Source organism: Nitrincola schmidtii (genome assembly GCF_008973715.1).
Classification (GTDB): Bacteria; Pseudomonadota; Gammaproteobacteria; order Pseudomonadales; family Balneatricaceae; genus Nitrincola; species Nitrincola schmidtii.
This window is the reverse complement of the sequence record NZ_WBOL01000015.1, coordinates 21,926-47,633: the sequence shown is the minus strand read 5'-3', so window position 1 is coordinate 47,633 and position 25,708 is coordinate 21,926. Positions and strand designations below refer to the sequence as shown.

Below are 25,708 nucleotides of genomic sequence, written 5' to 3'. Positions count from 1 at the left end.
GCAATTGGCCGAACAGTGGCAAGAATACCACAAACGGATGGAGTATTGCAGATTTGGAAGCGTCAGAAAAACGAAAAAGCGGTTTGCTAAGATCCAGCGGTGTGGTCGGCATTATGACGCTGTTGTCACGGTTTTTGGGGCTAGCCCGAGACGTCATTGTTGCTTCGGTTTTTGGTGCGGGTGGTCATGCAGATGCCTTTTTCGTGGCCTTTAAAATTCCTAACTTTTTACGACGCTTATTTGCTGAGGGTGCTTTTGCACAAGCCTTTGTGCCGGTGTTATCAGAGTATCGCACTCAACGCGATTTGAATGCCGTGCAGTTACTGGTCAATCGAGTGGCTGGCACACTGGGCATAACCTTGTTGATGATTACGCTGGCGGCGATGATGGCGGCACCGCTGTTGGCTGCACTTTTTGCTCCGGGCTTTTATTTGGCAGATGATGAGCGTTTCCCGCTAGCGGCTGAAATGCTGCGTATCACCTTTCCGTATTTATTGTTGATCTCCTTAACTGCATTTTGTGGTGCTATTTTAAATAGCTATGAGCGCTTCGCTATTCCGGCCTTTACACCAGTGATCCTGAATGTGTGTTTGATAGGTGCGGCGTTATGGATCAGTCCGATGATGGACCCGCCGATTATGGGAATGGCCTGGGGGGTGTTCTTAGCCGGAGTAATGCAGCTACTTTTTCAGCTGCCTTTCTTAGCGCGTTTACGATTATTGCCACGACCCACCCCGGGCTGGAAGGATGAAGGTGTTCAGCGCATTATGAAGTTGATGGTGCCAGCACTGTTTGGTGTCTCAGTTGCGCAAATCAATTTGTTGTTAGATACCGTGTTGGCGTCTTTCCTGCAGAATGGCAGTGTTTCTTGGCTTTACTACTCTGATCGCTTGGTCGAGTTGCCTTTAGGCGTGTTTGGTATCGCCATTGCGACCGTTATTTTACCAGCCTTATCGCGCAATCATGCGGAAAAAAGTCCCCAGCGTTTTGCAGCGACACTGGATTGGGCGCTTAGAATGATCTTGCTAATCGGTCTGCCTGCAGCCCTTGCTCTGATTGTGCTGGCTGAGCCCATGATCGCGACACTGTTTCATTACGGTCAGATGCAAGACCGTGATGTCTTGATGGCAGGAATGAGTTTGAAGGCCTATGCGATTGGATTGCTGGCATTTATGCTGATCAAGGTGTTGGCGACTGGATACTTTTCACGTCAAGATATGAAAACACCGGTGCGTATTGCTATTTGGGCAATGGCGGCGAATATGGTGTTTAACCTGATTTTGGTATGGCCCTTAGATCATGTTGGTTTGGCGCTCGCAACATCCTTATCTGCTTTCTTAAACGCAGCTATGTTGTTGCATGGTCTTAGAAAAGTCGATGTGCTGCAGTGGCAGCCCGGTTGGTCGAAAGTGCTGATTCGTAATGGGCTTGCCAATGTGGCGATGTTGGCTTTTCTAATCTTCTTTAGAAACTCAACAGACGCTTGGTTGCAGATGGGGTTGTGGCAACGCATAGAGCAAATGGTACTGTTGGTGATGGGTGGGATGCTGGTCTATCTGTGTGTTCAGTTCATTATGGGCTTACGTCTAAGGCATTTAAGAGCCTGACAGGGCATTTGGGGCTGATAATGAGGCGCTTTTTCGACTATAATGTGCGGTTCATTTCTCGACTTAAGACACTGGCATGGAACTGATCCGAGGCTTACATAATTTGCGCGACAAACACCGGGGTTGTGTAGCAACCATTGGTAATTTTGATGGCGTGCATTTAGGGCATCAAAAAGTGTTGGATCAGGTAAAATCTAAAGCCTCTGAGTTAGGCTTGCCCAGTGTAGTGATTATTTTTGAACCACAGCCACGGGAGTTTTTTGCCGGTAGCGAGGCACCTCCGCGATTAACACGCTTTGACGAAAAAGTACGCCTGCTTCGTGATGAAGGCATTGATCGGGTTTTGTGCTTAACGTTCAACGCCCGTTTACGCAGCATGTCCGCACAGGCGTTTGTTGATGAGTTGCTGTTGAATGGCTTGAATGTTCGTCATTTTGTCGTGGGTGATGACTTTCGCTTTGGCTGTGATCGTACGGGTGATTACGCCATGCTTGAAGCCGCAGGAAAGACGCACGGCTTTACCGTTGAACATACACACACCTACGAAATTCAAGATCAACGTGTTAGCAGTACGCGCCTAAGAGAAACCTTGATGCGTGGCGATTTCGAGTTGTCTGAAACCCTGTTAGGTCGTCCCTATTGTGTGACAGGTCGTGTACAGCACGGCAACAAGATAGGTCGACAACTGGGGGTGCCAACCGCGAATGTGCGAATGCATCGCTTTCGTTGTCCCTTGCAAGGTGTGTATACGGTGCTAGCGCGCTTCAATGGACATGAAGTGCGTGGTATCAGTAATGTCGGTGTCAGGCCGACAGTGAATGGTCGATTACCCGTACTTGAAGTACATCTATTTGACTGGCAAGAAGAGATCTATGGGCAATTGATGCAGGTGGAATTTCTACATTTTCTGCGTCCCGAAAAGCGTTTCGAAGGTCTTGAAGCGTTAAAAACACAAATTTTTTTAGATATTGAAACCGCTCGGCGCTGGTTTGAACACACGCCTGAGCAGCATTCACAAGCGGAAGTTAATTGATATGACCGATTACAAACCTACATTGAACCTGCCGGAAACTGAGTTTCCAATGCGTGGTAATCTGCCAGAACGTGAACCTGCTCGATTGGCGCGCTGGGCTGAAATGGACCTCTATGCACGTTTACGTGAAGAGGGTCAGGGGCGTCGCAAGTTTATTCTGCACGATGGCCCTCCCTACGCTAACGGCAGTATTCATATCGGTCATGCGGTCAATAAAGTGATCAAGGATATGATCGTTAAATCGAAAACCCTGAGCGGTTTCGATGCGCCCTATATTCCGGGTTGGGATTGTCATGGTCTACCCATCGAACACAAGGTTGAAACGACCATTGGTCGTGCCGGCGATAAAGTGCCTTTCCGTGAGTTTCGTCAACATTGCCGTGACTACGCGCAAAAGCAGATCGAAGGTCAAAAAGATGATTTTATCCGCTTGGGTGTAATCGGTGACTGGGATCAGCCTTACTTAACCATGAATGCTGAAACCGAAGCCAATATCGTTCGTTCACTCGGTCGTATCATTGAAAACGGTCACTTAGTGAAAGGTTACAAGCCCGTTTACTGGAGCGTAGTCGGTCAATCAGCCTTAGCTGAAGCAGAAGTTGAGTATCAAGACAAAACCTCTACTGCAATCGATGTGCGCTTCAGCGTGGTCAATACCGACGCTGTACTGCAATTGTTTGGTACAGATGCGGGTTATGGACCGATATCCATTGTGATCTGGACGACCACGCCTTGGACTATTCCTGCCAACCAAGCGGTTTCATTGAATGCTGAATTGGATTATGCCCTAGTGGAAACTGCCGTTAATCAAGGTAAAGAGCGCTTGATTCTGGCAGCCGATATGGTCGATGACATTATGGCTCGCTGGGGTATTCAGCAGTACCAGGTTATTGCACGTTGTTCAGGCAAATTATTGGAAGGACAGCTCCTTCAACACCCCGTTTATGACCGTCATGTGCCCGTTATCCTTGGCGATCACGTCACAACTGATGCAGGTACCGGTGCCGTTCATACAGCTCCAGATCACGGTATGGAAGACTTTGTTGTTGGTCAAGCCTATGGTTTAGGTACGCTGAACCTAGTTCAGGCCAATGGTACCTATAGTGATGCGGCGGGAGAGTTTGCTGGTGTGCATGTGTATAAGGCCGATGATCCTGTCTGTGATGCACTCGAGCGCGAGAAAAAACTGGTGCATCTGAAAAAATTCCAGCACAGCTATCCACACTGCTGGAGAACCAAAACACCGTTAATCTATCGTGCTACACCACAATGGTTTGTGTCGATGGATGATAAAAACCTGCGTGCAGATGCCTTAGAGGCGATCAAAGGTGTGCAGTGGTTCCCTGGCTGGGGTCAAGCACGTATCGAAGCGATGTTTGAGCAAAGCCCAGACTGGTGTGTATCGCGTCAGCGTACTTGGGGTGTGCCGATCACGCTATTTACACATAAGCAAACCGGCGAGTTGCATCCGCGTACGCAAGAACTGATCGAAGCTGTTGCGTTGCGTATCGAAAAAGACGGTATTGATGCATGGTTTGAGCTAGATGCGGCTGAGTTGCTAGGGGATGAAGCGGCTGATTACGATAAAGTGACCGATACACTCGATGTCTGGTTTGATTCGGGTACGACACACCATTCTGTGCTGAGAACACGTGAAGAGCTGCAATTCCCGGCCGACATGTATTTAGAAGGTTCTGACCAACATCGTGGTTGGTTCCAGTCCTCCTTAAAAACCTCAATTGCGATCAATGGTGTTGCCCCTTACAAGCAGGTGTTAACCCATGGCTTCGTCGTGGATGAGAAAGGCTACAAAATGTCCAAGTCCTTGGGCAACGTCATCGCTCCGCAAGAAGTCACCGATAGTATGGGTGCCGATATTCTGCGCCTTTGGGTAGCTGCAACCGATTACTCTGGGGAAATGGCGGTATCTAAGCAGATACTGCAACGTACAGCAGATTCCTATCGTCGTATCCGCAATACCGCGCGCTTCTTGCTGGCTAACCTGAATGGCTTTGACCCTTCTTCTGACTTGGTTGATCCAGAAAAGATGCTCACTTTGGATCGTTGGGCGGTTGATGCGACCTGGCGTTTACAGCAAAAGATTATCGCTGCATATGATGACTATCGTTTCTTAGATGTTTACCAAGCGGTGCATAATTTCTGTGTACATGAATTGGGTGGCTTCTATCTGGATATCATCAAAGATCGTCAGTACACCACTCAGGTAGATAGTTTGGCACGTCGTTCCTGTCAGACAGCCTTGTATCATATTGCTGAAGCCTTAACGCGCTGGATTGCACCGATCCTTAGCTTTACGGCAGAAGAAATTTATGAAGTGCTGCCCGGTAGCCGTCGTGAAAGTGTCTTGTTAAGTACATGGTACGAAGGTTTGTTTACGCTATCCGCTGAAGATAGCTTAGGCGATGCCTACTGGCGTCGAGTCATGGCAGTTAAAGACGCGGTGAACAAGTGTCTTGAAGATGCGCGTAACGAAAAGCTGGTGAAAGCATCCCTAGCGGCAGAAGTGGTCCTTTATGTCGATGATGCACTGAAAGCAGACTTAGCTCAGCTAGGTAATGAGTTGCGTTTCGTGTTGATCACCTCTTCTGCGACCTTGAAGCCTTTAGAAGAGGGTGCCGATGCACGTGTCACGCAAGTCGATGGCTTGAAAGTGTCCGTCGTGTCTTCAGAGCATCCAAAGTGTGCGCGTTGCTGGCACCATCGTGAAGATGTGGGCAGCCATGAAGAACACCCAGAACTGTGCACACGTTGTGTGGATAATGTGACTGGTGAAGGTGAACAACGTTTCTATGCGTAACGCAGACTCATCGACTGTTCTGGGTTTTGGAGTGCCTGCGCAAGCAGGCGCTTTGCAGTGGTTAGGGTTAACGTTTCTGGTCATCCTGCTGGATCTGGGCACAAAATGGTTGGCATCCACTTATTTGACCTATGCCCAACCTGTTCCAGTGTTGCCCTTCTTTGATTTAACCTTGCTGCATAACCCTGGCGCAGCCTTCAGTTTTCTGGCAGGTGCAGGTGGATGGCAACGTTGGTTTTTTGCACTAGTCGCCATAGGCGTTTGTGTGGTATTACTACAATGGTTACGTGCTACACCTGCTAAACAATGGTGGATGCGAACAGCGCTTGCGCTGATTATGGGGGGTGCTCTAGGTAACCTTTATGATCGTATCATCCATGGTTACGTTGTCGATTTTATCTCTGTGCACTATGGTGGCTGGTACTTTCCTGCATTTAATCTTGCAGACAGTGCGATAACGGTTGGTGCCGCCATTCTGATCTTTGATATGGTGTTTGTTTCGGGTAGAACTCAAGGTTCATCAACTTCCAATGAGGAAAAATCATGAATGACATTACAGTGGGACAAGGTACAGCAGTCACAATGCATTTCGCGATTAAGTTGGAAAATGGACAGGTCATCGATTCTAACTTTGCGGCTAATCCTGCCAAGTTTGTATTTGGTGACGGCAATATTCCAGAGGGGTTTGAAATGGCGCTTTCTGGCCTGAAGCCGGGTGATCACCTTGATCTAACCATCGCTCCTGAGCGTGGTTTTGGCATGCATAATCCCAGTAATATTCAGGTAATGCCACGTAGTCAGTTTAAAGATATGGATTTAGAGCCGGGTTTAGTGGTTACTTTCCAAGAGCCTGGTGGTGAAGTGCCTGGCGTTGTTACTGAGTTCAGTGACGAGCGTGTCACCGTGGATTTTAATCATCCACTAGCCGGTAAAACGATCCTGTTTGAGGTGGAAATTTTAGAAGTTCAGCCGTTGGCAAACGCTTAATCTAAAAAGCAAATAATAAATCATAAGAACATGGAATAACGTATGGAATACGAAGAGTTCGCTTTTATTATTGCAGCTTTTTTGGGTGGTCTGGGCGCCATGCTGGTGCGTTTACCACCCTTGGTTGGATTTTTAGCAGCGGGCTTTGCGTTAAATTATCTTGGCTACTCCATGACACCAACGTTGGAATCCTTATCTAACCTTGGTGTCACGCTTTTATTGTTTACCATTGGTTTAAAATTGGATGTCAGAACTCTGCTACGCACAGAGGTCTGGTTGGGTGCGACTGGGCATATGGTGTTGTCGAGTGGCATTCTGATTGCAGTTTTATCTCTCTTTAAATTAACAGGAATTGCCCTGTTAGCGAATAGTGATTGGCAGACATTCTTACTTTTATCGTTTGCCTTAGCATTCTCGAGTACTGTTTTTGCCGTTAAAGTCCTAGAAGAACGCAGTGAAATGCAGTCTTTTTATGGACGATTGGCGATCGGCGTATTGATAATGCAGGACATCTTTGCTGTTCTTTTCTTATCTGCGTCAACGGGACAACTTCCCAGTATTTGGGCTTTAGGCTTATTTTTACTCCTACCTTTATCGATTTTTCTTCGTTACTTACTTGATAAGGTAGGTCATGGAGAGATGCAAATACTCTATGGCATCTTGCTTGCTTTAGTGCTGGGTTATGGGCTCTTTGAAGCGGTAGGTGTTAAGGGTGATTTAGGAGCATTAATTATTGGTATGCTTTTGGCACCGCACAAAGCGTCGCATCATCTTGCGAAATCTCTATTTCACCTTAAAGAATTTTTGTTGGTTGGTTTTTTCCTTTCTATAGGTTTGATGGCTTTACCTACATGGGACTTATTATTCCTTTCGGCGCTACTGCTCTTCTTAATACCGATCAAAAGTATTTTATTCTTACTAATATTCAATCGATTCAGATTGCGAAATCGAACGTCTACATTGGCTACACTCAGTTTGAGTAATTACTCAGAGTTTGGTTTGATTGTAGCAGCACTCGCTGTATCTCAGGGATGGTTTGATGAGGCTTGGTTGGTTGTGCTGTCGATCGCTGTTGCTGCAAGTTTTGTGTTGGCATCACCTCTTAATAGCGCGAGTGAAAAAGTCTATCTCTATCTTGATAAGTTCTTACCTCAAGCACCCGTTGATAAGCTTCATCATGCGGATAAGGTGCTCACAATCAGCGATGCGGATGCTATTGTGTTAGGTATGGGTAAGATTGGTCGAAGCGCGTACACTCGACTTAAAGACGGATATGATGTGAGAGTGTTAGGTATTGATAATAACGCAGATAAAGTTGATGAAATTAATGCTGCGGGCTTCCATGCTCTGCATGGAGATGCAAGCGATTCAGATTTTTGGGATAACATTGCGAGTCATCCTGAAATTAAAATGATACTACTTACCATGCCGAGTCATCATGGTAATATTTATGCGATGGAACAGTTGGTTAATCGAGGTTTTTCTGGCCAAGTAACAGCTATTGTCGAATATGCTGACGAGATTCAAGTTCTGAAAGCATTGGGTGCACATCAAGTATTTCATGTATACGATGAAGCCGGTGCCGAGCTGGCAGATAGTGCATTTCGGTTGCGTGAGCAAGGCTAGTAGTTGTTTTACGCACTTATTTTTTAGTGGCTTTGCACTGTCTGGATCAAATATATCTAAACTCTTGACGTGTTAATGGCTAACTACTAATCTGAATTATCGTATACCAAGGAGTGGTAAACTTTGATTTAAATATCTCAAGGAAGAGGTGATTCATGATTCATTCTGACTCTATTCAATACCCACACATACAGCTAAATCTTCACTCTCGACTAGAGTGTGGGATTGGTCTTCCTGAAGTAATGATCACGCTGCTGCTTCTCTCGATGGGCAGCTTAGCCCTCACTCAGCTTCAGTTAAAAAATCTACAATCCGCCTATCAAAGTTATCAAGATTCTCGACTTGCACTCCTGCATGGCGAAGCTATCGAGCGGCTGTGGCAGCAGCGTTGTTACCTTTCGAACATGAATGACACGGAAAGAGAAAGCTATTTGATCGATGCTTTTCCTGATGTGTTTAGCCATGCCTCGACAGATATTCTGGCTCCCACTCAGGTATGGTTGAACCATAAACCTGTTTTCATAGACTGCTAAGATGAAACAACAAGGTTTTACACTAACAGAGTTGTTGGTTTCTCTGGTGATCAGCTCAATCCTGTTACTGGGAATCTCTACTTTTTTAATTGCTGGAAAATCAAGTTGGCAAACCCAATTGCGCCTAACGTCATCTCAAGAGATTGAGCGCTTCACTGTGCTGCAGTTAAGACGAGCCATACGACAAGCCTATGCGATAGAAATGGTTAGTGACGAAAAAGTATTGGTACTTACCTATGCCGCAGAAGAGGGTAGTCGTAATTGCTTAGGTCAATTGCAAGAATCAGGTAGTAGTTATATTAATCGATTTACGGTAAGTGATGACCAACTTCGCTGTAATGGACATTCCTTAATCAGTGGCGTTAAATCCGTTCGATTTGCCTATGGTGTGGATAAAAATGATGATGGGCGCATCGAGGCATCTGAGTATGATTCTGCACCAGATAGTTGTTGTTTGGTTAGATCAGTGGAGTTTGAATTCAGGCTTTCCGGAATCAATGAGGATCAGCAACCGATGATTTATAGCGCCGCACTTCGACGATATTAAAGCAAGATACATGGAGGTATCGATGTTTTATCACCACAAAGAAACGGGTAGTGTGCTCGTTATTACACTCATCTTTTTAGCGGTAGTCGCTCTGCTAACCTTCAGCGCTTCAGTAAATTCACAACTGCAACAGCGAATGAGCCATCAGTTTCAGTTAAAAATGATGGCTGATCAAGCCGCAGATACCGGTGTGGTTGTTTTCTACGAATGGATCAGTTCAAACCCTGAATACTGGGAAAGCGCTCACTGGCCCACTGGAGAATGGGCCAACTTCGCTAAGCAAAGTTACTTTGACATCCCTGAGAGTGCGTTAATTTGGCAAGCCAATCAGGTGACGTTAAATGTTGAAGGAGCCATTATTAACCAGGCTGGCGCACTCAGTGAAACCCATCTGCGCGTTCGTTTTTACCGATCCCCTGATAGCGGCAATATCCATCTAGATCATTGGATGGAGTTGTATTGATGGGTCATAAAGATTATCAATCTGGGTTCAGTCTGTTAGAGCTGATGACCGCCATTGTGATTCTCGTTATCTTAGCCACAGTGGCCGTGCCATCCTTTTCAGCCTTAGTGGAACAGACGCGTCAAGAAACAGCAGCCGAACAGCTTAGAACGCATTTAGCCCTAGCTCGAATTGAATCTGTGACTCGTCAAGAGTGGGTAACAATTTGTCGAAGTAATGATCAACAAACCTGTGTTGGTGATGCATTAACAGGCGCAACAGAATGGTCAGGATTGATCATGTTTGTCGATCATGACAGAAACCGTTTACCTACCAAACCAGAAGATGTGATTCGCGTTACAACCTTCAAATCACAAGTGACCGTTTATTGGAATCGCGGTGACAGTTTAACCTATCAACCTGATGGAAGTGTCACTGGCTTTTCCAACGGAACGTTCAGTATCCATGCGGGCAACCCAGAAAAAGAATATCGTCTGATTTTATCTATGTCAGGAAGAGTAAGAGAGGAAATCAAATAATAGAAAAGAAACCTATTTCAAAAAGCACAGAGGGTGATAAGAGTCATAGGCTTCAATACGTCTAACACGCCGTAAACCCATCCATGGGGGCTCGGCTGCCGCATCCATGCGGCAGACGGTCAGTCATATTGAATCCTATGTCTCTCCCAGAGTGTGTGCTGGTTACAACATACTAATTTTCGTTTTACTCATTTAATATGTCTTCGCGAGTCATCTCGGCAGTATCTCTGGTACTGGGTGTTGAAAAACTGCAAAATAGAGATCAATAACACTCATCACGAGTGACCTTTTTAGCCTTGATGAAAAGAGCAGATATCCTTAATGACTGATACCCTTCGGGTCGCGATGGCCCAGTTGAATTTTGTTGTCGGTGATATTCCCGGTAATGTTGAACGTATTTTACAGGCGGCAAAAACCGCGCGTGATCAACATCAAGCGGATATTCTTCTCTGTTCAGAGTTAGCTTTGACGGGTTACCCTCCGGAAGATCTGTTGCTTCGCCCAAGTCTTGAGCGCCGTGTTGATAAGGCATTGCAGCAATTGAAAGACGGTGTACAAGGTATTGCTCTGGTAATTGGTTATCCTCGTTATCACAACGGCCAGCTTTACAATATGGCGGGTGTTATTCTGGATGGTGAGTTGATCTTCGAATACGCCAAGCAGTGTTTGCCAAATTATCAAGTGTTTGATGAAAAACGCTATTTCGTTGCAGGAACACAATCAGGTACGTTTAGTTTTAAAGGGTGCCGTATCGGATTAAGTATCTGTGAAGATATCTGGCACAGTGAGCCAGTCGCTCAGTTAAAAGAACAGCAGGCGCAATTGATTTTGAACCTGAATGCATCCCCTTTCCATGCCGGAAAAACCTATGTGAGACAGCAAGTGCTGGCTCAGCGTGCTCAAGAAAGTGGCGCGGTGATTCTCTATGTCAATCAGGTTGGCGGTCAGGATGAGTTGGTTTTTGACGGTGGCTCAATGGTGGTGAATGCGCAGGGTCAGCTAGTCTTTGCCTCGGCTCATTTTGCTGAATCATTGGATTGTGTTGATCTGAATCTAGCGTCTGGTGAGGTGATTCCATTACAGCCTTCGGTGCCTGCATTGAGTCATGAAGATGCGGTTTATGAAGCGCTGGTGTTAGGTGTCAGGGATTATGTCGAAAAAAACCGCTTTCCTAGTGTTGTACTTGGATTGTCGGGTGGTATCGACTCGGGTTTAACTGCTGCTATTGCGGTAGACGCGTTAGGTCCAGAGCGTGTGAAAGTGGTGATGATGCCTTTCCGCTACACCGCAAGCATGAGTGTTGAAGATGCAGAGGCTCAGGCAAAGCTGTTAGGTGTTGAATACAGTTCTATTTCTATAGAGCCTCTTTACGAGAGCTTTATGCAGCAACTGGCTCCTGAATTTGAAGGGCGAAAAGCGGATACCACCGAGGAAAATCTGCAAGCGCGTTGTCGTGGTGTTTTACTGATGGCGATCTCCAATAAAACGGGTGCCTTGGTACTGACAACAGGTAATAAGAGTGAAGTGGCGGTAGGCTATTCAACGCTATACGGCGATATGGCCGGTGGTTTTGATGTACTCAAAGATGTGCCTAAAACTCTGGTCTATCGCCTATCCGAGCATCGCAACAAACGCTCACCCGCTATTCCTCAGCGAGTGATTGACCGTCCACCTTCAGCTGAATTAGCGCCAGATCAAAAGGATCAAGACTCTTTGCCTGATTATGCTGATTTAGATCGTATCTTAGAATTGTATGTGGAGCAGGATTACAGTGCTCACGCGATTATTGATGAGGGGTTTGAGGAAGCGGTTGTGAATCGAGTGATTCGCCTAGTGGATATCAATGAGTATAAGCGTAGACAAGCCCCGATAGGCCCTAGAATCACTCAGAGAGGATTTGGACGTGATCGTCGTTATCCAATTACCTCTGGATGGCGCGCGGGGGAGTAGCTCTGTCCCGCGCCATAAAAAGTGATGATAGAGTTAGCAACTACCATTCACCCTCTTCGGCTGAGTCCCAGTCATAGGGGGTGATTTGGAAGGCTTCCAAGCGATAACCTGATGCTCCCATCTCGTGCTGAAAATCAACCGTGTTGAGTCGTCCAGTGACCCAAACGGCATCCCAAAGATTTTCTACCTCTGTACCTGGTTCAAAATGAACATCAATAATTTGATTAGAGGGGGGAGGCGGAACATGGATACAGGCGCCGAAGTAGGGCACTAGGAAGAAACGAAACACTCGGGTTTGTTCTGCTTCTAGTGGCACCACAAAACCCGGAATAGAGATCATCTTGCCATCCAGTTCTTCTCGAATAGGAGCCGAAGCAAGGACTTGCAACATATGATCCATCATCTGCTCTGCCTCGGGGCTATAATCATCAATAATATCGAAAGTGAAGGGATCGATACCAAAGTCACCGATCAGATCAGCAAGCGTTAATACATAATCTTCCGGCATTAACTCATCCCAGGTAAACACCACTGCATCATCAGCATGCACAGGTAAATACAGGAAAAAAGCCAAAAAGGCCGTTAGTAGCAGTTTAGGCATACGCCTCCGGTCAGCATAGATATCCAGCTCGATTAAGAGTTTTAACGGTTCACAGTCTGGGTGTTAAACCATCTGCCAGAGTATAGCGATATGCGCGCCAAGCGGGAATGAGTCCAGTGAAAAGTCCGGCCAGTTGCACCGCACCCATTAACTTCCACTGAGTTGCATTTGGCCAGCCGGGTGAGCTTAAAAAGATGCCATACTCGAGCGCTAACCAGTCCTGAACACCCAACGTGATCAAGGCGAGCAGCAGTAAACCCAGCAAAATGCCTAAAAAGGTCAGTAAAACCGCTTCAAACACCAATAAAATCACAATACGGAAAGGACTGGCGCCTACCGCACGTAAGACCGCTAATTCTCGGCGTCGTTCATTTAAACTGGTCAGTAGCATGCCTAGCATCCCTGTAAAACCGGCAAACACCACAAAGCCAGAAATGATAATCAGGGTTCGTTCAGCAATCGACATCACTTGCCATAGCTCTTGCAGTGCAACGCCCGGTAGAATCGCTTGCACAGGTTCTGCACGAAAATTATTGATAGCGCGTTGCAAATGAAAGGTGCTGATACGTGATTCCAGACCTAATAAAAACGCGGTAATTTGCGTGGGTGTTAAATCCATTTCGCGCGCTTGATCGGCGTCCACATTCAACCCTGGAATTCGAGTACCGGCTCGCCAATCCATATGAATGGCTTCCCATGCAGCGAGGCTGATGAAAAGATTGCGGTCAATTGCGGTTCCGGTAGGCCGCAGGATACCTGAGACTTGAAACGGCTTGTCGTCATGATTCGCAAAACTGCCTCGACCAAGTCCGTGAGCAATCACGACCTTGTCACCGATGGCATAATTCAGTGCACGTGCCACTTCAGCACCGATAACGACATCAAATAAATCATCAAATTGATGGCCTTGGGAAAAGCTTACGGGTTGGTTCTTGCCAAAGCGATAATGCTCGAAATAAGCACCGGTGGTCCCCACGACTCTAAAACCGCGATGTGAGTCTCCCAGTGTAATCGGAATGCTCCAAGCCACTTGATCATTGCTAGCTATTTGTTGATAACTACTCCAACGTATGTTGTTGGTCGGTTGTCCGATGTTAAACACGGAGTAAAGTAATAAAGGCAAGGATCCACTGCGTGCACCGACGATAAGGTCAGTGCCAGACACGGTATTGAAAAACCCCTCTCGAGCATCATGACGAAGTTTATCGACGCCAGTCAGTAACAGAACGCTGATCGCAATCGTTAGTAGTGTCAGCGCAGCGGTACCACGACGGTTCCAAAGACTTTTTAGGGCCAGTGTTAGCATGGCGTAGCCTCGACTTGGTTGATCTCGGATAGGTCGATCACGCGATCAAAGTGGTGACTAAGGCTCACATCGTGGCTAACAAAGACCAGCGTCATCTGATGCTTGGCACACTGCTCTGAAAGTAAGGATAAAAATTGATCTCGGGTGTCGCTATCCAGTGCAGAGGTGGGTTCATCCGCTAGCAGAATCTCGGGTTGACCGATCAATGCCCTAGCGGCGGCCACACGTTGCTGTTGGCCGATAGACAGCTCGGCTGTTTGTATGGGTCGGTCAATATATTGAGCTAAACCTAAGGCCTCCAATAGTTGTTTTGCTGTTGCTTCTGGGTTACCCGCTTTCTGACGACGCAGGGTAGAGAAGCGACAAGGTAAGGTCACATTATCGACAAGGTTTAGGTAAGGCAGCAAATTGAACTGTTGAAACAATACGCCAATATGATCAGCGCGAAAACGATCGCGAAAGCGCTGAGAGCGATTCTCTAATGCTTGATCCAGCAACTTTATTTGACCCTGCTGCGGCGACATTAAGCCACCGAGCAGGTTAAGCAATGTACTTTTACCGCTGCCTGAGGCGCCTCTAAGAAATACTTGCTCCCCTTTAGGGATCTGGAGTTGAGGGATATCAAGTACGATTTCTTTAGCTTTCCAGTCTTTAGCTTTCCAAGCAAACTTCAGTTGCTTGAGTTCAATGGCAGCGGTATTTGTCATCAGTTAAATTGAATCATATTTTGTGCAGGGGTTAAGGTTTGGCCTTTCTGACCACTCGGTAAAATCAACTGTCCTTGAATGTCATGCAGTGAAGGGAAGTTGTCGAATAGATTGACACGTACACTGCCTAATTGTTCCGGGTTCGCACACTCATAATGGTAATCTACCAATACATCACTGTGCGCATGATCCTCATCGTGCTTGTGGTCATGGTCGTGCTTATGACCATGATCATGGCCACTATGACCATCATCTTTTAATAAATCATGTTCTACATGAACATCTTGGCGCTCACACTGTGCCGCTTCGGGAAGCGTCCAAAGCACATCAGCGAGCTCCATTTTTCCAAGCATGTCATACACTTTATTTTTGTCTTCATCTGACGAGGCAGTGTGTTCAAAACCCACTAAATCAGCAGCAGGTGCTTTGATACTGACCAGTAACATAGTGTCCTCAAGAACAATATCTAGATTAGCGATACCATGAACATGAGAATCTAACGCGTGTTGCTCATGGTCATGATCATGGGATGAATGGTGATCATGTGAGTGATTATTTGCTAGAGTTAGGTTAGCAAAAGTAAGGCTGCCAGCGGCGATTATAAGAGGAAGTGTTAGTTTAACCATGGTGAGATTGCTCCAAATGAAAAACGAGATGTGTTAATTTTGTTATAACATAACAGAACTATTTTAGATGTGAAAGTTTCTAACATAGGTCACATCCGTGTTGAAATAACCAAAAAAGCTACCCGAAGGTAGCTTTTGTCTATTAAGAAGTATCCGCACATCAGCGTTTTATTGACCTTGCTCGATCAACTCACCACTTTCTTCAGTACCATCACTACCCAGCGTGCCAAAACTGATACGGTGTAGTAATGAACGATTACCACTGCTCGGTGCGTTTTCCGCTTCAGTTTGACGAATACGATCAGGATTTACGGGACGCGCCGGCGTGGCAGGTTCAATTTCACCTAACAAACCAAACGTCGCTGTATAAAGTAGATCGAAGCGCTGAGGCGAGAAAGGAAGAATCACGTAATCTGGAAAGTTAACGCGAAGAACTTCAAGTGCGTTTTCAGCCAGATCATGCATACCTAACTTGGTATAAGACTCTGCCATGATGGCTAAGGCATCAGGCACCGCAGGCGTCTCTTGCAAGTTTTCAACCACATAACGACCACGGTTGGCTGCTGCTACCCAAGCTTCACGCTTCATATAGAAGCTAGCTACATGGATTTCATAAGTCGCCAAGCGGTTCTTCAGGTACTGCATACGACGTTGTGCATCCGGAGCAAACTCACTATCGGGATAGCGATTTAACAGGATTGAAAAACTTTCAAATGAATCCAGTGCCGCGCCCGGATCACGTTGAGTTTCGTCTAAGGGTAAAAATCTCGCCAAAAAGTTACGATCTTCTTCAAAGGAGGTTAAACCTTTTAGATAATAGGCGTAGTCGATATTTTCATGGTTTGGATGCAAACGCACGAAACGATCAGCAGCAGCGCGCGCAGCAGCAGGCTCACGATTTCGATAATAAGCGTAAATGAGTTCTAACTGAGCTTGCTCAGAATAGCGCCCAAAAGGATAACGTGCTTCCAATAACTGCAAGCGTTCTATTGCTAAGGACCAGTTTCCGGCATCGAGAGCGCTCATGGCATCATCGTAAAGAACCTGTTCGGGAATATCGGGAATTGCTTTGTCCCCACCAAACCATGAACAACCAGACATGGTCATAATGAGAATCAGGGTGCCAATCACTTTGACAAGTTGCATATCGCTTTATCCTGAGATGTTGACTGAATAAGACCTTTCAGATCGGTTTCAGTTATACTGAGAGTACATTTATCGGGCCTATTAAAACACAACCCGATGCTAAGCTAAAACACTCCAGAGCAAAGATTGGTATACGATGTCAGAACAGGTTGATTTACAAGCCACCGTACCCGCAGAAATGTTCGGTTTACGACTGGACCAAGCGGTTTCGCAACTTTTCCCCGATTACTCACGTTCACGACTGCAAGGTTGGATAAAAGAGGGTACGTTGCGCGTTAATGGTGAGGCAAAACGTCCACGCGATAAGCTTAACGGCGGTGAAGAGATCGTCATCTCTGCTGAAATTCAGGCGATAGAGCGTCATGTCGGCCAGTCGATTCCATTGGATATTGTCTATGAAGATGATGATATTTTGATTCTTAACAAGCCATCAGGTTTGGTTGTACACCCCGCTGCTGGCCATGCCGATGGCACGTTACTGAATGCGCTGTTACACCATTGCCCAGCCATCGCTCATGTACCTAGAGCAGGCATCGTCCATCGATTGGATAAAGAAACCACGGGTTTAATGGTGGTGGCTAAAACCATTCAGGCACAGACCGACTTAGTGGCTCAGCTTCAAGATCGGAGTATGGGACGCGAATATGAAGCCATTGTGCAGGGTGTGATGACCGGCGGTGGCTGTGTGGATGAACCCATGGGACGTCACTCCAAGAATCGTCAAAAGATGGCAGTTGTTGGTGTTGGTAAAGAAGCGATTACTCACTATCGCGTATTAGAAAAATTCCGCGCCCACACCCATATTCGCCTGAAATTAGAAACGGGACGTACTCATCAAATACGTGTCCACATGGCACACATTAACTATCCGTTGGTGGGTGACCCTATGTATGGCGGTCGCTTCCGTTTGCCGAAAGGTTGTTCTGAAGAGTTGCAAGATGCGTTAAAACACCTTCGTCGCCAAGCCTTGCATGCAAAAAAATTGGAACTCTGGCATCCTCAAACGGGTCAGCAGATGAGTTGGGAAGTCGATCTGCCTGAAGACTTCGAATCTCTTCGTATCCTGCTTAAACAGGATGCGGCAAATAACGATCACGAGTGATACACGATGAAACTGATCAGAGCCAGTTGGCCCGTTAAGCCCAGTGTTCATGCCTTGACCACCACGCGAATAGATGGCGTCAGCAAAGATCCTTTCGCAGGACTTAATTTTGCTTATCATGTGGGTGATGATCCTGAACACGTCGAGCACAACAGAGAAATACTGCAGAAAGCCCTGGGTTTGAAAAAACCAGCCCAATGGCTCGAACAGGTTCATGGCTGCGCGGTGGTTAAAGCCGACCCAGATGATCTTCCCGTGGCGGCAGATGCCTGCTGGACCGATGAACCCGGTGTGGCTTGCGCTATTATGACCGCAGATTGCTTGCCGGTGCTGTTCAGTAATCGTTCGGGTTCGCGAGTGGCTGCTGCGCATGCGGGCTGGCGAGGATTGGCGGCTGGTGTTTTAGAGAACACCTTGGCTGTCTTCGACGACCCGAAAGAGGTTCAGGTCTGGTTAGGTCCTGCGATTGGTCCTTTGGCTTTCGAAGTGGGCGATGATGTGTTTATGGCTTTCTGTGAAAACCAACCCATCGCCTCCGATGCCTTTGTGCGTTCACCCACCAATCCTGAAAAGTGGTTGGCGGATATCTATCAGTTAGCCCGCATTCGCCTGAATGCCGCGGGTGTCACTGATATCTATGGCGGTGATTTCTGCACCTTCACCGATAGTGAGTACTTCTACTCCTATCGTCGTGACGGACAAACAGGTCGTATGGTCAGCTTGATCTGGATTGAAGAATAATTTTTGACTGTTTAAAAAATAACCACTTGAATTGAGGTGTTTCAAGCCCCATTTAATTCAGCAACAGTAACAGCGGCTGCAAAGATGCCGCAGGATGCAGAATTAAGGAGAAGGGCATGAGACCCGATAAATTTACCTCTAAGTTGCAGGACGCATTGACTGATGCTCAGTCATTAGCGGTCGGCAAAGATCATAACTTTATGGAACCTATCCACTTACTCGCTGCTTTTATTGAGCAGCGTGATGGTTCGGTTCGTCCATTACTGGGCCAAGCAGGTGCTCAGTTACCTTTATTGACTCGCAAAATCGGTGAAGCACTGGATCGTTTGCCGCAAGTCAACGATCCAGACGGTGAAATTCGCCTATCACAAAATATGGCTCGTCTGTTCAACCTGACCGATAAACTGGCACAACAACGTGGCGACCAATATATCGCCAGTGAATTAATGCTATTGGCAATGGTGGATGATAAGAGTGACGCGGGCCGTGTCCTGAAAGAAGCGGGCGTAACGCGTGAAAAACTCATCGAAGCAATCAACAACATGCGTGGGGGTGCGGCCGTGACCGATCCTAATGTTGAAGAATCTCGTCAAGCCTTAGATAAATACTGTGTTGACCTAACCGAGCGCGCTGAAAACGGCAAACTTGATCCTGTGATTGGCCGTGACGAAGAGATACGCCGCACGATTCAAGTACTTCAGCGCCGAACCAAAAACAATCCCGTGCTTATCGGCGAACCCGGTGTCGGTAAAACCGCTATCGTCGAAGGCTTAGCACAGCGCATCATCAATGGCGAAGTTCCCGAAGGCTTAAAGCACAAACGTGTGCTGGCCTTGGATATGGGTTCATTAATTGCGGGCGCAAAATTCCGTGGCGAATTTGAAGAACGCTTAAAAGCAGTATTGAATGAGCTGTCGAAACAGGAAGGTCAAATCATTCTGTTTATTGACGAGCTGCACACCATGGTCGGTGCCGGTAAAGGCGAAGGCGCGATGGATGCTGGTAACATGCTCAAGCCTGCGTTGGCGCGTGGAGAATTGCACTGTGTTGGCGCGACCACTTTGGATGAATACCGCCAGTATGTCGAAAAAGATGCAGCACTTGAACGTCGTTTCCAAAAAGTGATTGTCGATGAACCCAGCGAAGAAGACACTATTGCGATTTTACGTGGCTTGAAAGAGCGTTACGAAGTGCATCACGGTGTCGATATCACTGACTCTGCAATTATTGCTGCCGCCAAGCTTAGCCAACGTTACATCACCGATCGACAATTACCGGATAAAGCCATCGATCTTGTGGATGAAGCGGCTTCACGTATTCGTATGGAAATGGATTCCAAGCCTGAATCCATGGATCGCTTAGAGCGTCGTTTGATTCAGCTAAAAATGGAACGGGAAGCGCTAAAGAAAGAGAAAGACGAGGCGACGCGCAAGCGCTTAGAAGAGCTAGAGCAGAATATCACCAAGTTAGAGAAAGAATACTCTGACCTTGATGAGATCTGGAAAGCGGAAAAAGCCACGCTGCAAGGCTCTGCTCAAGTTAAAGAGAAGCTTGAGTTAGCGCGCTTAGAGGAAGAACAAGCAAGACGTTTAGGCGATCTAGCGAAAGCATCTGAGATTAAATACGGCCGTATTCCTGAACTGGAAAAACAATTGCAAGCGGCAGACTCGGTCGAACAGGGTGCCCATGAGACTAAACTGCTACGCAACAAAGTCACCGAAGAAGAAGTGGCCGAAGTGGTTGCGCGTTGGACCGGCATCCCCGTTAGCAAAATGTTGGAAGGCGAGCGTGACAAGCTGCTGCGTATGGAAGACGCACTTCACAGTCGCGTAGTCGGTCAAAGTGAAGCCGTGGTTGCGGTATCCAATGCCGTTCGTCGCTCACGTGCTGGTTTATCCGACCCTGCACGCCCCAGTGGTAGCTTCCTATTCTTAGGACCGACGGGTGTGGGTAAAACCGAGCTGTGTAAAGCGCTGGCGAACTTCCTTTTCGACACTGAAGAGGCGATGGTTCGCATCGATATGTCCGAGTTTATGGAGAAACACTCCGTAGCTCGCTTAATTGGTGCACCTCCAGGCTATGTGGGTTATGAAGAAGGCGGATACCTGACCGAAGCCGTGCGTCGTAAACCTTACTCTGTGCTTCTATTAGATGAAGTGGAAAAAGCACACCCTGATGTCTTTAACATCTTGCTACAAGTGCTGGAAGATGGCCGCTTAACCGATGGGCAAGGTCGCACTGTTGACTTCCGTAACACCATCATCGTCATGACCTCTAACCTGGGATCTGATTTGATACAGGGTTTCAGCGACGATGACGATTATGAATTGATGAAAAATGCGGTTATGGAAGTCGTCGGTATGCACTTCCGCCCCGAAGTCATCAACCGTATCGACGAAGTGGTGGTGTTCCATAGCTTGCGTAAAGATCAGGTCGCAGGCATCGCCAACATTCAGCTAGATCGCTTACGTAAGCGCTTGGCCGAATTCGATCTGCGCCTAACCATGACACCAACCGCCATGGAAAAACTGGTCGATGTTGGTTTCGAACCCATTTACGGTGCACGTCCATTAAAGCGTGCAATCCAACAATGGATCGAAAACCCGCTGGCGCAAAAACTACTGGCTGGCGATTATCCCCCCGGTAGTGAAATCGGTGTGGATGTGGAAGCAGGGAAGTTTACTTTCCGTTAATCCCTTCGCTAGTGCCACCTATCAAAAGCTCGCTTCGGCGGGCTTTTTTTGTTTAGGGATCTTTTTTTAGCAGTGGTGTAAACGATCTAATGGGCTGGTTGTGCCTGCATAGTGCTGACCAATCACATGGGTATAAATTTGGGTAGTACTCACATCGTTATGGCCCAATAATTCTTGCACTGTGCGAATATCGCTGCCAGCTTGAAGCAGATGAGTCGCAAAAGAGTGACGAAATGTATGGCAGCTGATTTTTTCCTAAATTGTCCTAAGTGCCAAACGAATGCAAGCCGTGCATGATGCGAAAAACAAAAGGAACAGTTACTCCCTGTGCCTTACTTTAACTAGGTATTAACACGACATGTGCATTTTCACTGTTTAATTCCTTCAGGTGTCATTACGCCCTCACAAACCTGGAAGAGTCGACATAAAAGATACCTATTGTCAGTGAGGCACTCTCTAAACGATTTAGAGGACTGATGGTAAGTGCACTTAGAGAAACGAAGCAGAAGAGTGAGTTATCATCGATCAGCTCAAACCATGCCCATTGTCCATCATGTGGCCATGAGCTAGAGACCTGTTTATGTGAGTGCACGAGTGAGTCGATGATAACACTGCGCAACGAAGTATCTTTGGCGTTGCTGAACAGTAGTTAGTTAACCTCGCACGAGTATTACGACGCGATATCTGATCAGGTTGTACCTGAGGCTACTCTGTTGGCAAACATAAGAAATATGGCTATAAAGGCTACATAAAGTCACAAAGTAGATAAAAATTTAAGGGATTGAGATCGAGTTAAGCGACAGTGCTGGTTCGAGTTTTAGGTGTGACTACCAAGGAACCCCACCGATCATTAAAAGCAAATTCCCTAGATTAAGTACTGAGCGGCGTTCAACAGGCTGTTATAGCTGCGGCTGCGCCGCCGTATAACCGCTTATTTGTTATGCAGTATGTGGCTCCGTTTCATTGTGCGACCATTTGTGAGGTATTCCGTCTATACAAGGGCGTCGAACACAATGCGCTTTTTAACTTTTTTAGGAGCCTCAAATGAAACACTTTCACGTTCATATTGCAGTTAACGACCTCACTAAAAGCATCACCTTCTATAGCAAGCTTTTTGGACAGCTGCCGTCCAAACAGGAGCCGGATTATGCTAAGTGGATGCTAGAAGACCCGCGTGTTAACTTTGCTATTTCTTCACGGGGGCATCCGACCGGCCTCAATCATTTTGGCATGCAGGCCGAGACCCCTGAAGAACTAGCTAGTCTCAAGGTGTTGGCAGACGATGCAGCAGGTGGTGCGGCGATGGATCAAGGTGAGGTCGCTTGTTGTTATGCCAAGAGCGAAAAACACTGGACCATCGATCCACAGGGAATGGCATGGGAGTATTTCCTAACGATGTCCGATGCTTTTGCGTTTGGGGAGGGCTGCACCACGGAGTCAGGAGCCTGCTGTATCCCTTTACGTACGTCTGACGAATTCTCGGAGTGTGAGACCGGTTGCATTCCTCAAGCGACGGCGAAGGTTCAAGGGCATTGCTATGGCTGAAGACGTGATGCCGCTCTCTAATGAGGACTTGAGCGCCGCTTTTTCGCGACTCCAGCAGAGCCTGCGAAGTTATCTTCGTAGGCGAGTCCCCGATGCAACGCTAGCGGATGATTTATTGCAAGAGATATTCGTGAAGGCACTGACATCGAAGCGTTCGGGACGTCGAATCGACAGCCTGACTGGCTGGTTATTCGCTGCTGCACGAACAACCTTGATTGACCACTATCGCGCAATCGGTGATCAAACACTGGAACTCGACGAAAACATGTCGGAACCTGAACAGATCGAGGACATACAGCTTCATACGGAAGTAGCAAGTTGCCTCAAAATGTTCATCAAGGAGCTTCCGCCGATCTATCGTGACACACTTATTGCGACCGATCTTGAAGGTGAGACGATGCGCGTGATTGCGGAAGAGCAGGCAGTATCAGTATCCGCCATCAAGAGCAGAGCGGCACGTGGCCGTGTGATGCTTAAGGAGAAGTTATTGGCGTGTTGCCACGTGGAGATGGCTGCCAGCTTGGTCAGCGACTACCATTGCCTTTCGCCGTCAAGCTGCAAAGGAAAATGTGCTTAACTAGCCATTCTATTGGACGGCCTTGGGCCGCTGCTGAATTCCAACGTTAACTCGGTTATGAGGTCCAGCTTGAATATTGAACTAAGTAACGAAAAATCCGGCGATGCCGCTAGAATACATCAGGTTACAAAGCAGGCCTTTTTTAGCGCGCCTCATACTGATCATATGGAGCAGTATATTGTAGATGCTCTTCGCCGTGCGGGCGCGCTTAAGATTTTTCAGGTGGCTAAAGCTGAAGGAGAAATTATTGGTCATGTGGCGATTTCTCCCGTCATTCTTTCAGGTGGTGTAACTGGCTGGTTTGGACTTGGGCCAATATCTGTGCTTCCTGAATTTCAAGGGCTCGGTATTGGAACTAAGCTGATGCAGAATTCACTTGCTGCGCTTGAGGAAATGAATGCCTTAGGTTGCGTGGTGCTCGGCAACCCTACTTATTATGAGCGCTTCGGACTCAAGGTGGTAGATGGGCTTGTCCTACCCGATGTGCCTGCAGAGTATTTTCAGGCGCTATCGTTTTCCGGCGAGTTCCCAAAAGGAGAAGTTTCGTACCATGACGCATTTACAGCCAAGAGTTAACAAGGCCTAGCACCGCGATAGTTTTTCCGTTGCGGCTTCGCCTCCACATCCACTACAAATGCTTAGAGGAATTTATGTCAGAGATTGCCAACACACCTGAACCTCCATACTACGCGGTGATCTTCAGCAGTCATCGCACGAAAGGTGACAATGGGTACTATGAAAAGGCTGAACGAATGGTGGCATTGGCATCAGAGCAGCCCGGATTTCTCGGTATTGAGTCTGCTAGGGAGAACCTAGGTATTACCGTGTCGTACTGGGCAAGCCTTGAAGCAATCACCAACTGGAAGAAAAATGCTGAGCATCGAGAGGCCCAGCGACTTGGCCATCAGCAATGGTATTCCAGTTTTCGGGTTCGGGTTGCCAAAGTTGAGCGTGAGTACGGCATTTAACCAGTCGGTCAACCGGACCGCTTATACGCTGACGCTTTAAAGCGTCCGGTTACCTCGGCGTTATACGAGTAGCGTAACGTCCACTTTCGGAGAGGATTATGAAAGTAGTTAGAAGTAAAGAATTTAAGGCTGAGCGAGCTTGGGGAACAACGGATATTGCCAATATGAATGGCATAACTACTCGCCTGCATTGGACAGATCAACCGTACAAGTGGCATGTTAATGACGGTGAAGAAGTATTCGTCGTATTGGATGGACAGGTTGATATGCTCTATCGATTGAACGGCGAGGAAGAGTCGGTTTTATTGAATGCTGGTGATATTTTTTTTGCTTCAATTGGTACAGAACACGTTGCTCACCCTAGAGGGGAAGTAAGAATACTGGTGGTTGAGAGTGAAGGTAGCGTATAACCAAGCGCTGCTTCGGAAAATTTACTCGCTTTCGCTCCTAAATTTCCGCAGATCACGGCGTTAACGCCAAGTGCATCGAGTCTTAGCATCTGGAGTTTGTCGGAATTTTGCGCTTAAAAGCGGTGCATGACTGGAAACAGTGTTTGGGATCAGTGCTAGCCTTAAATGCAGTCTGATATGCATTGCTCCCACAGTGGTCATCTTTCCACTGATTTTGTATTGGCGTAATCGTGTTCTGAAGGGGAAATGATCGAGCTCGGAAATGGTGCTTAAGTGCTCCGAACGTTAGGCGCTAATGAAGAGGTAAGTTAAAATGTGCATACTTAAAAGCAGTGCATAGCAGAGATTTCAACGCGGACCCCTAAGCCTCGGGCCGGTTAGCCCGCAAGCCGTTGTGTGTCTGGTCTGGGTGTGACACGGCTAACGTATTAATAAAACTGATGGGTAAATTCATGGCAAGAATATTTTCCCTGGTGGTCTTTTTCATAATGTCTGCGTCACTGAGTGGCTGCGGGCTATTTACTGATGCAGATGACAAGTTTCTCTTCGGTGACACCAGAAAGCCTGACGCGCTGGAATACGAATACCGCGCCTTGGCCAACGAGTTGCATTCCATCAAGCCATGCTATCTGATTCATCCTCAAAGCTTGAGTAGAGGAGGGTTCGGACCTGTCGGGAATCAGGTATCACTGCTGAGAAGCCGCTGCTTTGCTGCGGTTGCAGAGAGCTCCGGAGACGAACAGCTGTGCGACAAGGTACGATCGGCCAGCACGTTGTTTTCCTCGGGGGTAAATCTGAATGCAGAAACGTGTCGCCGAACGGCACGCATCAACCAGGGAAGGGTACAAAGCGGAGTTTCTTACCGCCTAGATGTACAGCAAATCGCCTCCCTAGCGGGCTATGATAATGAAGAGATTGATGCCTATCTGGTTTCTGAAGGACGCTTTTCCGGCATGGAAGCAGGGATGCGTTATCGACAAGAACAATCTTCTACCTACTGGAATGAGGTAAAGATGACACTTCTTCACACGGAGGATTTCTTCGATAGGATTGCTCACATGCCTGGATTTGGTACAAGCGACGATCAGAATAAAATGAATGGCCTGAGATGGAATCCTCGGCAACAGAGGCTTTGGACCCCACCGGAGGAGCGCACGCATTCAACACCAGAAATCAGATTACCTGCTCAATCGAATGGATAAGT

The 25,708-nt window shown here is 47.2% G+C and carries 26 protein-coding genes and 1 pseudogene; 21 read left to right on the top strand and 6 right to left on the bottom strand.

The annotated features are described in order from the left end of the window. Window positions 1-113: 113 nt before the first annotated feature. The 11 genes from murJ to F7R24_RS12640 all read left to right on the top strand — a co-directional run bounded on the left by murJ (window position 114) and on the right by F7R24_RS12640 (window position 12,082). Window positions 114-1,607, top strand: coding sequence for a murein biosynthesis integral membrane protein MurJ (gene murJ, locus F7R24_RS12690; protein WP_240776116.1), 1,494 nt, complete (start codon window positions 114-116; stop codon window positions 1,605-1,607). A 76-nt stretch (window positions 1,608-1,683) separates the two neighbouring features. Beyond that, entirely contained in the window at window positions 1,684-2,640 is a 957-nt protein-coding gene (gene ribF, locus F7R24_RS12685; protein ID WP_151671634.1) for a bifunctional riboflavin kinase/FAD synthetase, read from the top strand. A 1-nt stretch (window position 2,641) separates the two neighbouring features. Beyond that, complete coding sequence (gene ileS, locus F7R24_RS12680) at window positions 2,642-5,458, top strand: isoleucine--tRNA ligase (RefSeq protein ID WP_151671633.1); 2,817 nt, start codon at window positions 2,642-2,644, stop codon at window positions 5,456-5,458. Continuing rightward, window positions 5,451-6,005 (top strand): signal peptidase II, encoded by a 555-nt coding sequence (lspA, locus tag F7R24_RS12675; RefSeq protein ID WP_151671632.1) that lies wholly within the window; start codon window positions 5,451-5,453, stop codon window positions 6,003-6,005. The genes ileS and lspA overlap by 8 nt, the downstream gene beginning before the upstream one ends. Next, window positions 6,002-6,445 (top strand): FKBP-type peptidyl-prolyl cis-trans isomerase, encoded by a 444-nt coding sequence (locus tag F7R24_RS12670; protein WP_151671631.1) that lies wholly within the window; start codon window positions 6,002-6,004, stop codon window positions 6,443-6,445. Before lspA ends, F7R24_RS12670 begins: the two co-directional genes overlap by 4 nt. Before the next feature lie 42 nt (window positions 6,446-6,487). Beyond that, window positions 6,488-8,071: a cation:proton antiporter family protein gene (locus F7R24_RS12665; protein ID WP_151671630.1), complete on the top strand. Its 1,584-nt coding sequence runs from the start codon at window positions 6,488-6,490 to the stop codon at window positions 8,069-8,071. 155 nt (window positions 8,072-8,226) lie between these two features. Beyond that, window positions 8,227-8,604, top strand: coding sequence for a type IV pilus modification PilV family protein (locus F7R24_RS12660; RefSeq protein WP_151671629.1), 378 nt, complete (start codon window positions 8,227-8,229; stop codon window positions 8,602-8,604). A gap of 1 nt (window position 8,605) precedes the next feature. Further along, on the top strand, window positions 8,606-9,151 hold the full coding sequence (locus F7R24_RS12655) for a prepilin-type N-terminal cleavage/methylation domain-containing protein (protein WP_151671628.1): 546 nt from the start codon (window positions 8,606-8,608) through the stop codon (window positions 9,149-9,151). 22 nt (window positions 9,152-9,173) lie between these two features. Next, window positions 9,174-9,614 carry a pilus assembly PilX family protein gene (locus tag F7R24_RS12650; RefSeq protein ID WP_151671627.1) on the top strand — a complete coding sequence of 147 codons (441 nt, stop codon included), beginning with the start codon at window positions 9,174-9,176 and terminating at the stop codon, window positions 9,612-9,614. Next, complete coding sequence (locus F7R24_RS12645; protein ID WP_151671626.1) at window positions 9,614-10,132, top strand: GspH/FimT family pseudopilin; 519 nt, start codon at window positions 9,614-9,616, stop codon at window positions 10,130-10,132. Before F7R24_RS12650 ends, F7R24_RS12645 begins: the two co-directional genes overlap by 1 nt. A gap of 321 nt (window positions 10,133-10,453) precedes the next feature. Further along, a complete protein-coding gene (locus F7R24_RS12640) occupies window positions 10,454-12,082 on the top strand; it encodes an NAD+ synthase (protein WP_151671625.1) in 1,629 nt (542 codons plus the stop codon). Between the two features lie 40 nt (window positions 12,083-12,122). On the opposite strand, the gene F7R24_RS12635 is transcribed toward F7R24_RS12640, so the two are convergent. The 5 genes from F7R24_RS12635 to F7R24_RS12615 all read right to left on the bottom strand — a co-directional run bounded on the left by F7R24_RS12635 (window position 12,123) and on the right by F7R24_RS12615 (window position 16,468). Further along, the gene (locus F7R24_RS12635) at window positions 12,123-12,683 is read right to left on the bottom strand and encodes a DUF3299 domain-containing protein (protein WP_151671624.1); all 561 of its coding nucleotides are present in this window, start codon (window positions 12,681-12,683) and stop codon (window positions 12,123-12,125) included. 49 nt (window positions 12,684-12,732) lie between these two features. Next, on the bottom strand, window positions 12,733-13,989 hold the full coding sequence (locus F7R24_RS12630) for an ABC transporter permease (protein WP_151671623.1): 1,257 nt from the start codon (window positions 13,987-13,989) through the stop codon (window positions 12,733-12,735). After that, window positions 13,983-14,696, bottom strand: a complete 714-nt coding sequence (locus F7R24_RS12625) for an ABC transporter ATP-binding protein (protein ID WP_151671622.1) — start codon at window positions 14,694-14,696, stop codon at window positions 13,983-13,985. Before F7R24_RS12625 ends, F7R24_RS12630 begins: the two co-directional genes overlap by 7 nt. Beyond that, entirely contained in the window at window positions 14,696-15,322 is a 627-nt protein-coding gene (locus F7R24_RS12620; protein ID WP_151671621.1) for a DUF2796 domain-containing protein, read from the bottom strand. Before F7R24_RS12620 ends, F7R24_RS12625 begins: the two co-directional genes overlap by 1 nt. Window positions 15,323-15,490: 168 nt before the next feature. Continuing rightward, entirely contained in the window at window positions 15,491-16,468 is a 978-nt protein-coding gene (locus F7R24_RS12615) for an outer membrane protein assembly factor BamD (RefSeq protein WP_151671620.1), read from the bottom strand. Window positions 16,469-16,604: 136 nt separating this feature from the next. Between F7R24_RS12615 and rluD the strand changes: the two genes are divergently transcribed. The 3 genes from rluD to clpB all read left to right on the top strand — a co-directional run bounded on the left by rluD (window position 16,605) and on the right by clpB (window position 21,004). After that, window positions 16,605-17,570, top strand: coding sequence for a 23S rRNA pseudouridine(1911/1915/1917) synthase RluD (gene rluD, locus F7R24_RS12610; protein ID WP_151671619.1), 966 nt, complete (start codon window positions 16,605-16,607; stop codon window positions 17,568-17,570). A gap of 6 nt (window positions 17,571-17,576) precedes the next feature. Beyond that, entirely contained in the window at window positions 17,577-18,311 is a 735-nt protein-coding gene (gene pgeF, locus F7R24_RS12605; protein ID WP_151671618.1) for a peptidoglycan editing factor PgeF, read from the top strand. Window positions 18,312-18,427: 116 nt separating this feature from the next. Further along, window positions 18,428-21,004, top strand: coding sequence for an ATP-dependent chaperone ClpB (clpB, locus tag F7R24_RS12600; protein WP_151671617.1), 2,577 nt, complete (start codon window positions 18,428-18,430; stop codon window positions 21,002-21,004). A 66-nt stretch (window positions 21,005-21,070) separates the two neighbouring features. On the opposite strand, the pseudogene F7R24_RS12595 reads toward clpB, so the two are convergent. Next, window positions 21,071-21,259 (bottom strand): annotated as a pseudogene (locus F7R24_RS12595) (tyrosine-type recombinase/integrase); the annotation flags it as partial. Between the two features lie 105 nt (window positions 21,260-21,364). Between F7R24_RS12595 and F7R24_RS15000 the strand changes: the two are divergent. The 7 genes from F7R24_RS15000 (at window position 21,365) to F7R24_RS12560 (ending at window position 25,706) form a co-directional block, all read left to right on the top strand. Beyond that, window positions 21,365-21,481, top strand: coding sequence for a transposase (locus tag F7R24_RS15000; protein ID WP_151671616.1), 117 nt, complete (start codon window positions 21,365-21,367; stop codon window positions 21,479-21,481). Between the two features lie 567 nt (window positions 21,482-22,048). Further along, window positions 22,049-22,549, top strand: a complete 501-nt coding sequence (locus F7R24_RS12585; protein WP_206057554.1) for a VOC family protein — start codon at window positions 22,049-22,051, stop codon at window positions 22,547-22,549. Further along, window positions 22,542-23,126 carry a sigma-70 family RNA polymerase sigma factor gene (locus F7R24_RS12580; protein ID WP_168926829.1) on the top strand — a complete coding sequence of 195 codons (585 nt, stop codon included), beginning with the start codon at window positions 22,542-22,544 and terminating at the stop codon, window positions 23,124-23,126. The genes F7R24_RS12585 and F7R24_RS12580 overlap by 8 nt, the downstream gene beginning before the upstream one ends. 69 nt (window positions 23,127-23,195) lie before the next feature. Beyond that, complete coding sequence (locus F7R24_RS12575; RefSeq protein WP_151671614.1) at window positions 23,196-23,702, top strand: GNAT family N-acetyltransferase; 507 nt, start codon at window positions 23,196-23,198, stop codon at window positions 23,700-23,702. A gap of 74 nt (window positions 23,703-23,776) precedes the next feature. Beyond that, window positions 23,777-24,094 (top strand): antibiotic biosynthesis monooxygenase family protein, encoded by a 318-nt coding sequence (locus F7R24_RS12570; protein WP_151671613.1) that lies wholly within the window; start codon window positions 23,777-23,779, stop codon window positions 24,092-24,094. A 98-nt stretch (window positions 24,095-24,192) separates the two neighbouring features. Continuing rightward, window positions 24,193-24,504: a cupin domain-containing protein gene (locus F7R24_RS12565; protein WP_151671612.1), complete on the top strand. Its 312-nt coding sequence runs from the start codon at window positions 24,193-24,195 to the stop codon at window positions 24,502-24,504. A gap of 452 nt (window positions 24,505-24,956) precedes the next feature. After that, the gene (locus F7R24_RS12560; RefSeq protein WP_151671611.1) at window positions 24,957-25,706 is read left to right on the top strand and encodes a hypothetical protein; all 750 of its coding nucleotides are present in this window, start codon (window positions 24,957-24,959) and stop codon (window positions 25,704-25,706) included. Window positions 25,707-25,708 lie beyond the last annotated feature (2 nt).

What these genes read in the sequence shown, in the direction of transcription:
- F7R24_RS12620 (WP_151671621.1), bottom strand. Translation starts at nt 15,322, where the DNA reads ATGGTTAAACTAACACTTCCTCTTATAATCGCCGCTGGCAGCCTTACT.
- murJ (WP_240776116.1), top strand. Translation starts at nt 114, where the DNA reads ATGACGCTGTTGTCACGGTTTTTGGGGCTAGCCCGAGACGTCATTGTT.
- F7R24_RS12635 (WP_151671624.1), bottom strand. Translation starts at nt 12,683, where the DNA reads ATGCCTAAACTGCTACTAACGGCCTTTTTGGCTTTTTTCCTGTATTTA.
- F7R24_RS12670 (WP_151671631.1), top strand. Translation starts at nt 6,002, where the DNA reads ATGAATGACATTACAGTGGGACAAGGTACAGCAGTCACAATGCATTTC.
- F7R24_RS12640 (WP_151671625.1), top strand. Translation starts at nt 10,454, where the DNA reads ATGACTGATACCCTTCGGGTCGCGATGGCCCAGTTGAATTTTGTTGTC.
- F7R24_RS12615 (WP_151671620.1), bottom strand. Translation starts at nt 16,468, where the DNA reads ATGCAACTTGTCAAAGTGATTGGCACCCTGATTCTCATTATGACCATG.
- F7R24_RS12560 (WP_151671611.1), top strand. Translation starts at nt 24,957, where the DNA reads ATGGCAAGAATATTTTCCCTGGTGGTCTTTTTCATAATGTCTGCGTCA.
- F7R24_RS12570 (WP_151671613.1), top strand. Translation starts at nt 23,777, where the DNA reads ATGTCAGAGATTGCCAACACACCTGAACCTCCATACTACGCGGTGATC.
- F7R24_RS12565 (WP_151671612.1), top strand. Translation starts at nt 24,193, where the DNA reads ATGAAAGTAGTTAGAAGTAAAGAATTTAAGGCTGAGCGAGCTTGGGGA.
- clpB (WP_151671617.1), top strand. Translation starts at nt 18,428, where the DNA reads ATGAGACCCGATAAATTTACCTCTAAGTTGCAGGACGCATTGACTGAT.
- pgeF (WP_151671618.1), top strand. Translation starts at nt 17,577, where the DNA reads ATGAAACTGATCAGAGCCAGTTGGCCCGTTAAGCCCAGTGTTCATGCC.
- F7R24_RS12630 (WP_151671623.1), bottom strand. Translation starts at nt 13,989, where the DNA reads ATGCTAACACTGGCCCTAAAAAGTCTTTGGAACCGTCGTGGTACCGCT.
- F7R24_RS12625 (WP_151671622.1), bottom strand. Translation starts at nt 14,696, where the DNA reads ATGACAAATACCGCTGCCATTGAACTCAAGCAACTGAAGTTTGCTTGG.
- rluD (WP_151671619.1), top strand. Translation starts at nt 16,605, where the DNA reads ATGTCAGAACAGGTTGATTTACAAGCCACCGTACCCGCAGAAATGTTC.
- F7R24_RS12585 (WP_206057554.1), top strand. Translation starts at nt 22,049, where the DNA reads ATGAAACACTTTCACGTTCATATTGCAGTTAACGACCTCACTAAAAGC.
- lspA (WP_151671632.1), top strand. Translation starts at nt 5,451, where the DNA reads ATGCGTAACGCAGACTCATCGACTGTTCTGGGTTTTGGAGTGCCTGCG.
- ileS (WP_151671633.1), top strand. Translation starts at nt 2,642, where the DNA reads ATGACCGATTACAAACCTACATTGAACCTGCCGGAAACTGAGTTTCCA.
- F7R24_RS12655 (WP_151671628.1), top strand. Translation starts at nt 8,606, where the DNA reads ATGAAACAACAAGGTTTTACACTAACAGAGTTGTTGGTTTCTCTGGTG.
- F7R24_RS12665 (WP_151671630.1), top strand. Translation starts at nt 6,488, where the DNA reads ATGGAATACGAAGAGTTCGCTTTTATTATTGCAGCTTTTTTGGGTGGT.
- F7R24_RS12660 (WP_151671629.1), top strand. Translation starts at nt 8,227, where the DNA reads ATGATTCATTCTGACTCTATTCAATACCCACACATACAGCTAAATCTT.
- F7R24_RS12580 (WP_168926829.1), top strand. Translation starts at nt 22,542, where the DNA reads ATGGCTGAAGACGTGATGCCGCTCTCTAATGAGGACTTGAGCGCCGCT.
- F7R24_RS12650 (WP_151671627.1), top strand. Translation starts at nt 9,174, where the DNA reads ATGTTTTATCACCACAAAGAAACGGGTAGTGTGCTCGTTATTACACTC.
- ribF (WP_151671634.1), top strand. Translation starts at nt 1,684, where the DNA reads ATGGAACTGATCCGAGGCTTACATAATTTGCGCGACAAACACCGGGGT.
- F7R24_RS12645 (WP_151671626.1), top strand. Translation starts at nt 9,614, where the DNA reads ATGGGTCATAAAGATTATCAATCTGGGTTCAGTCTGTTAGAGCTGATG.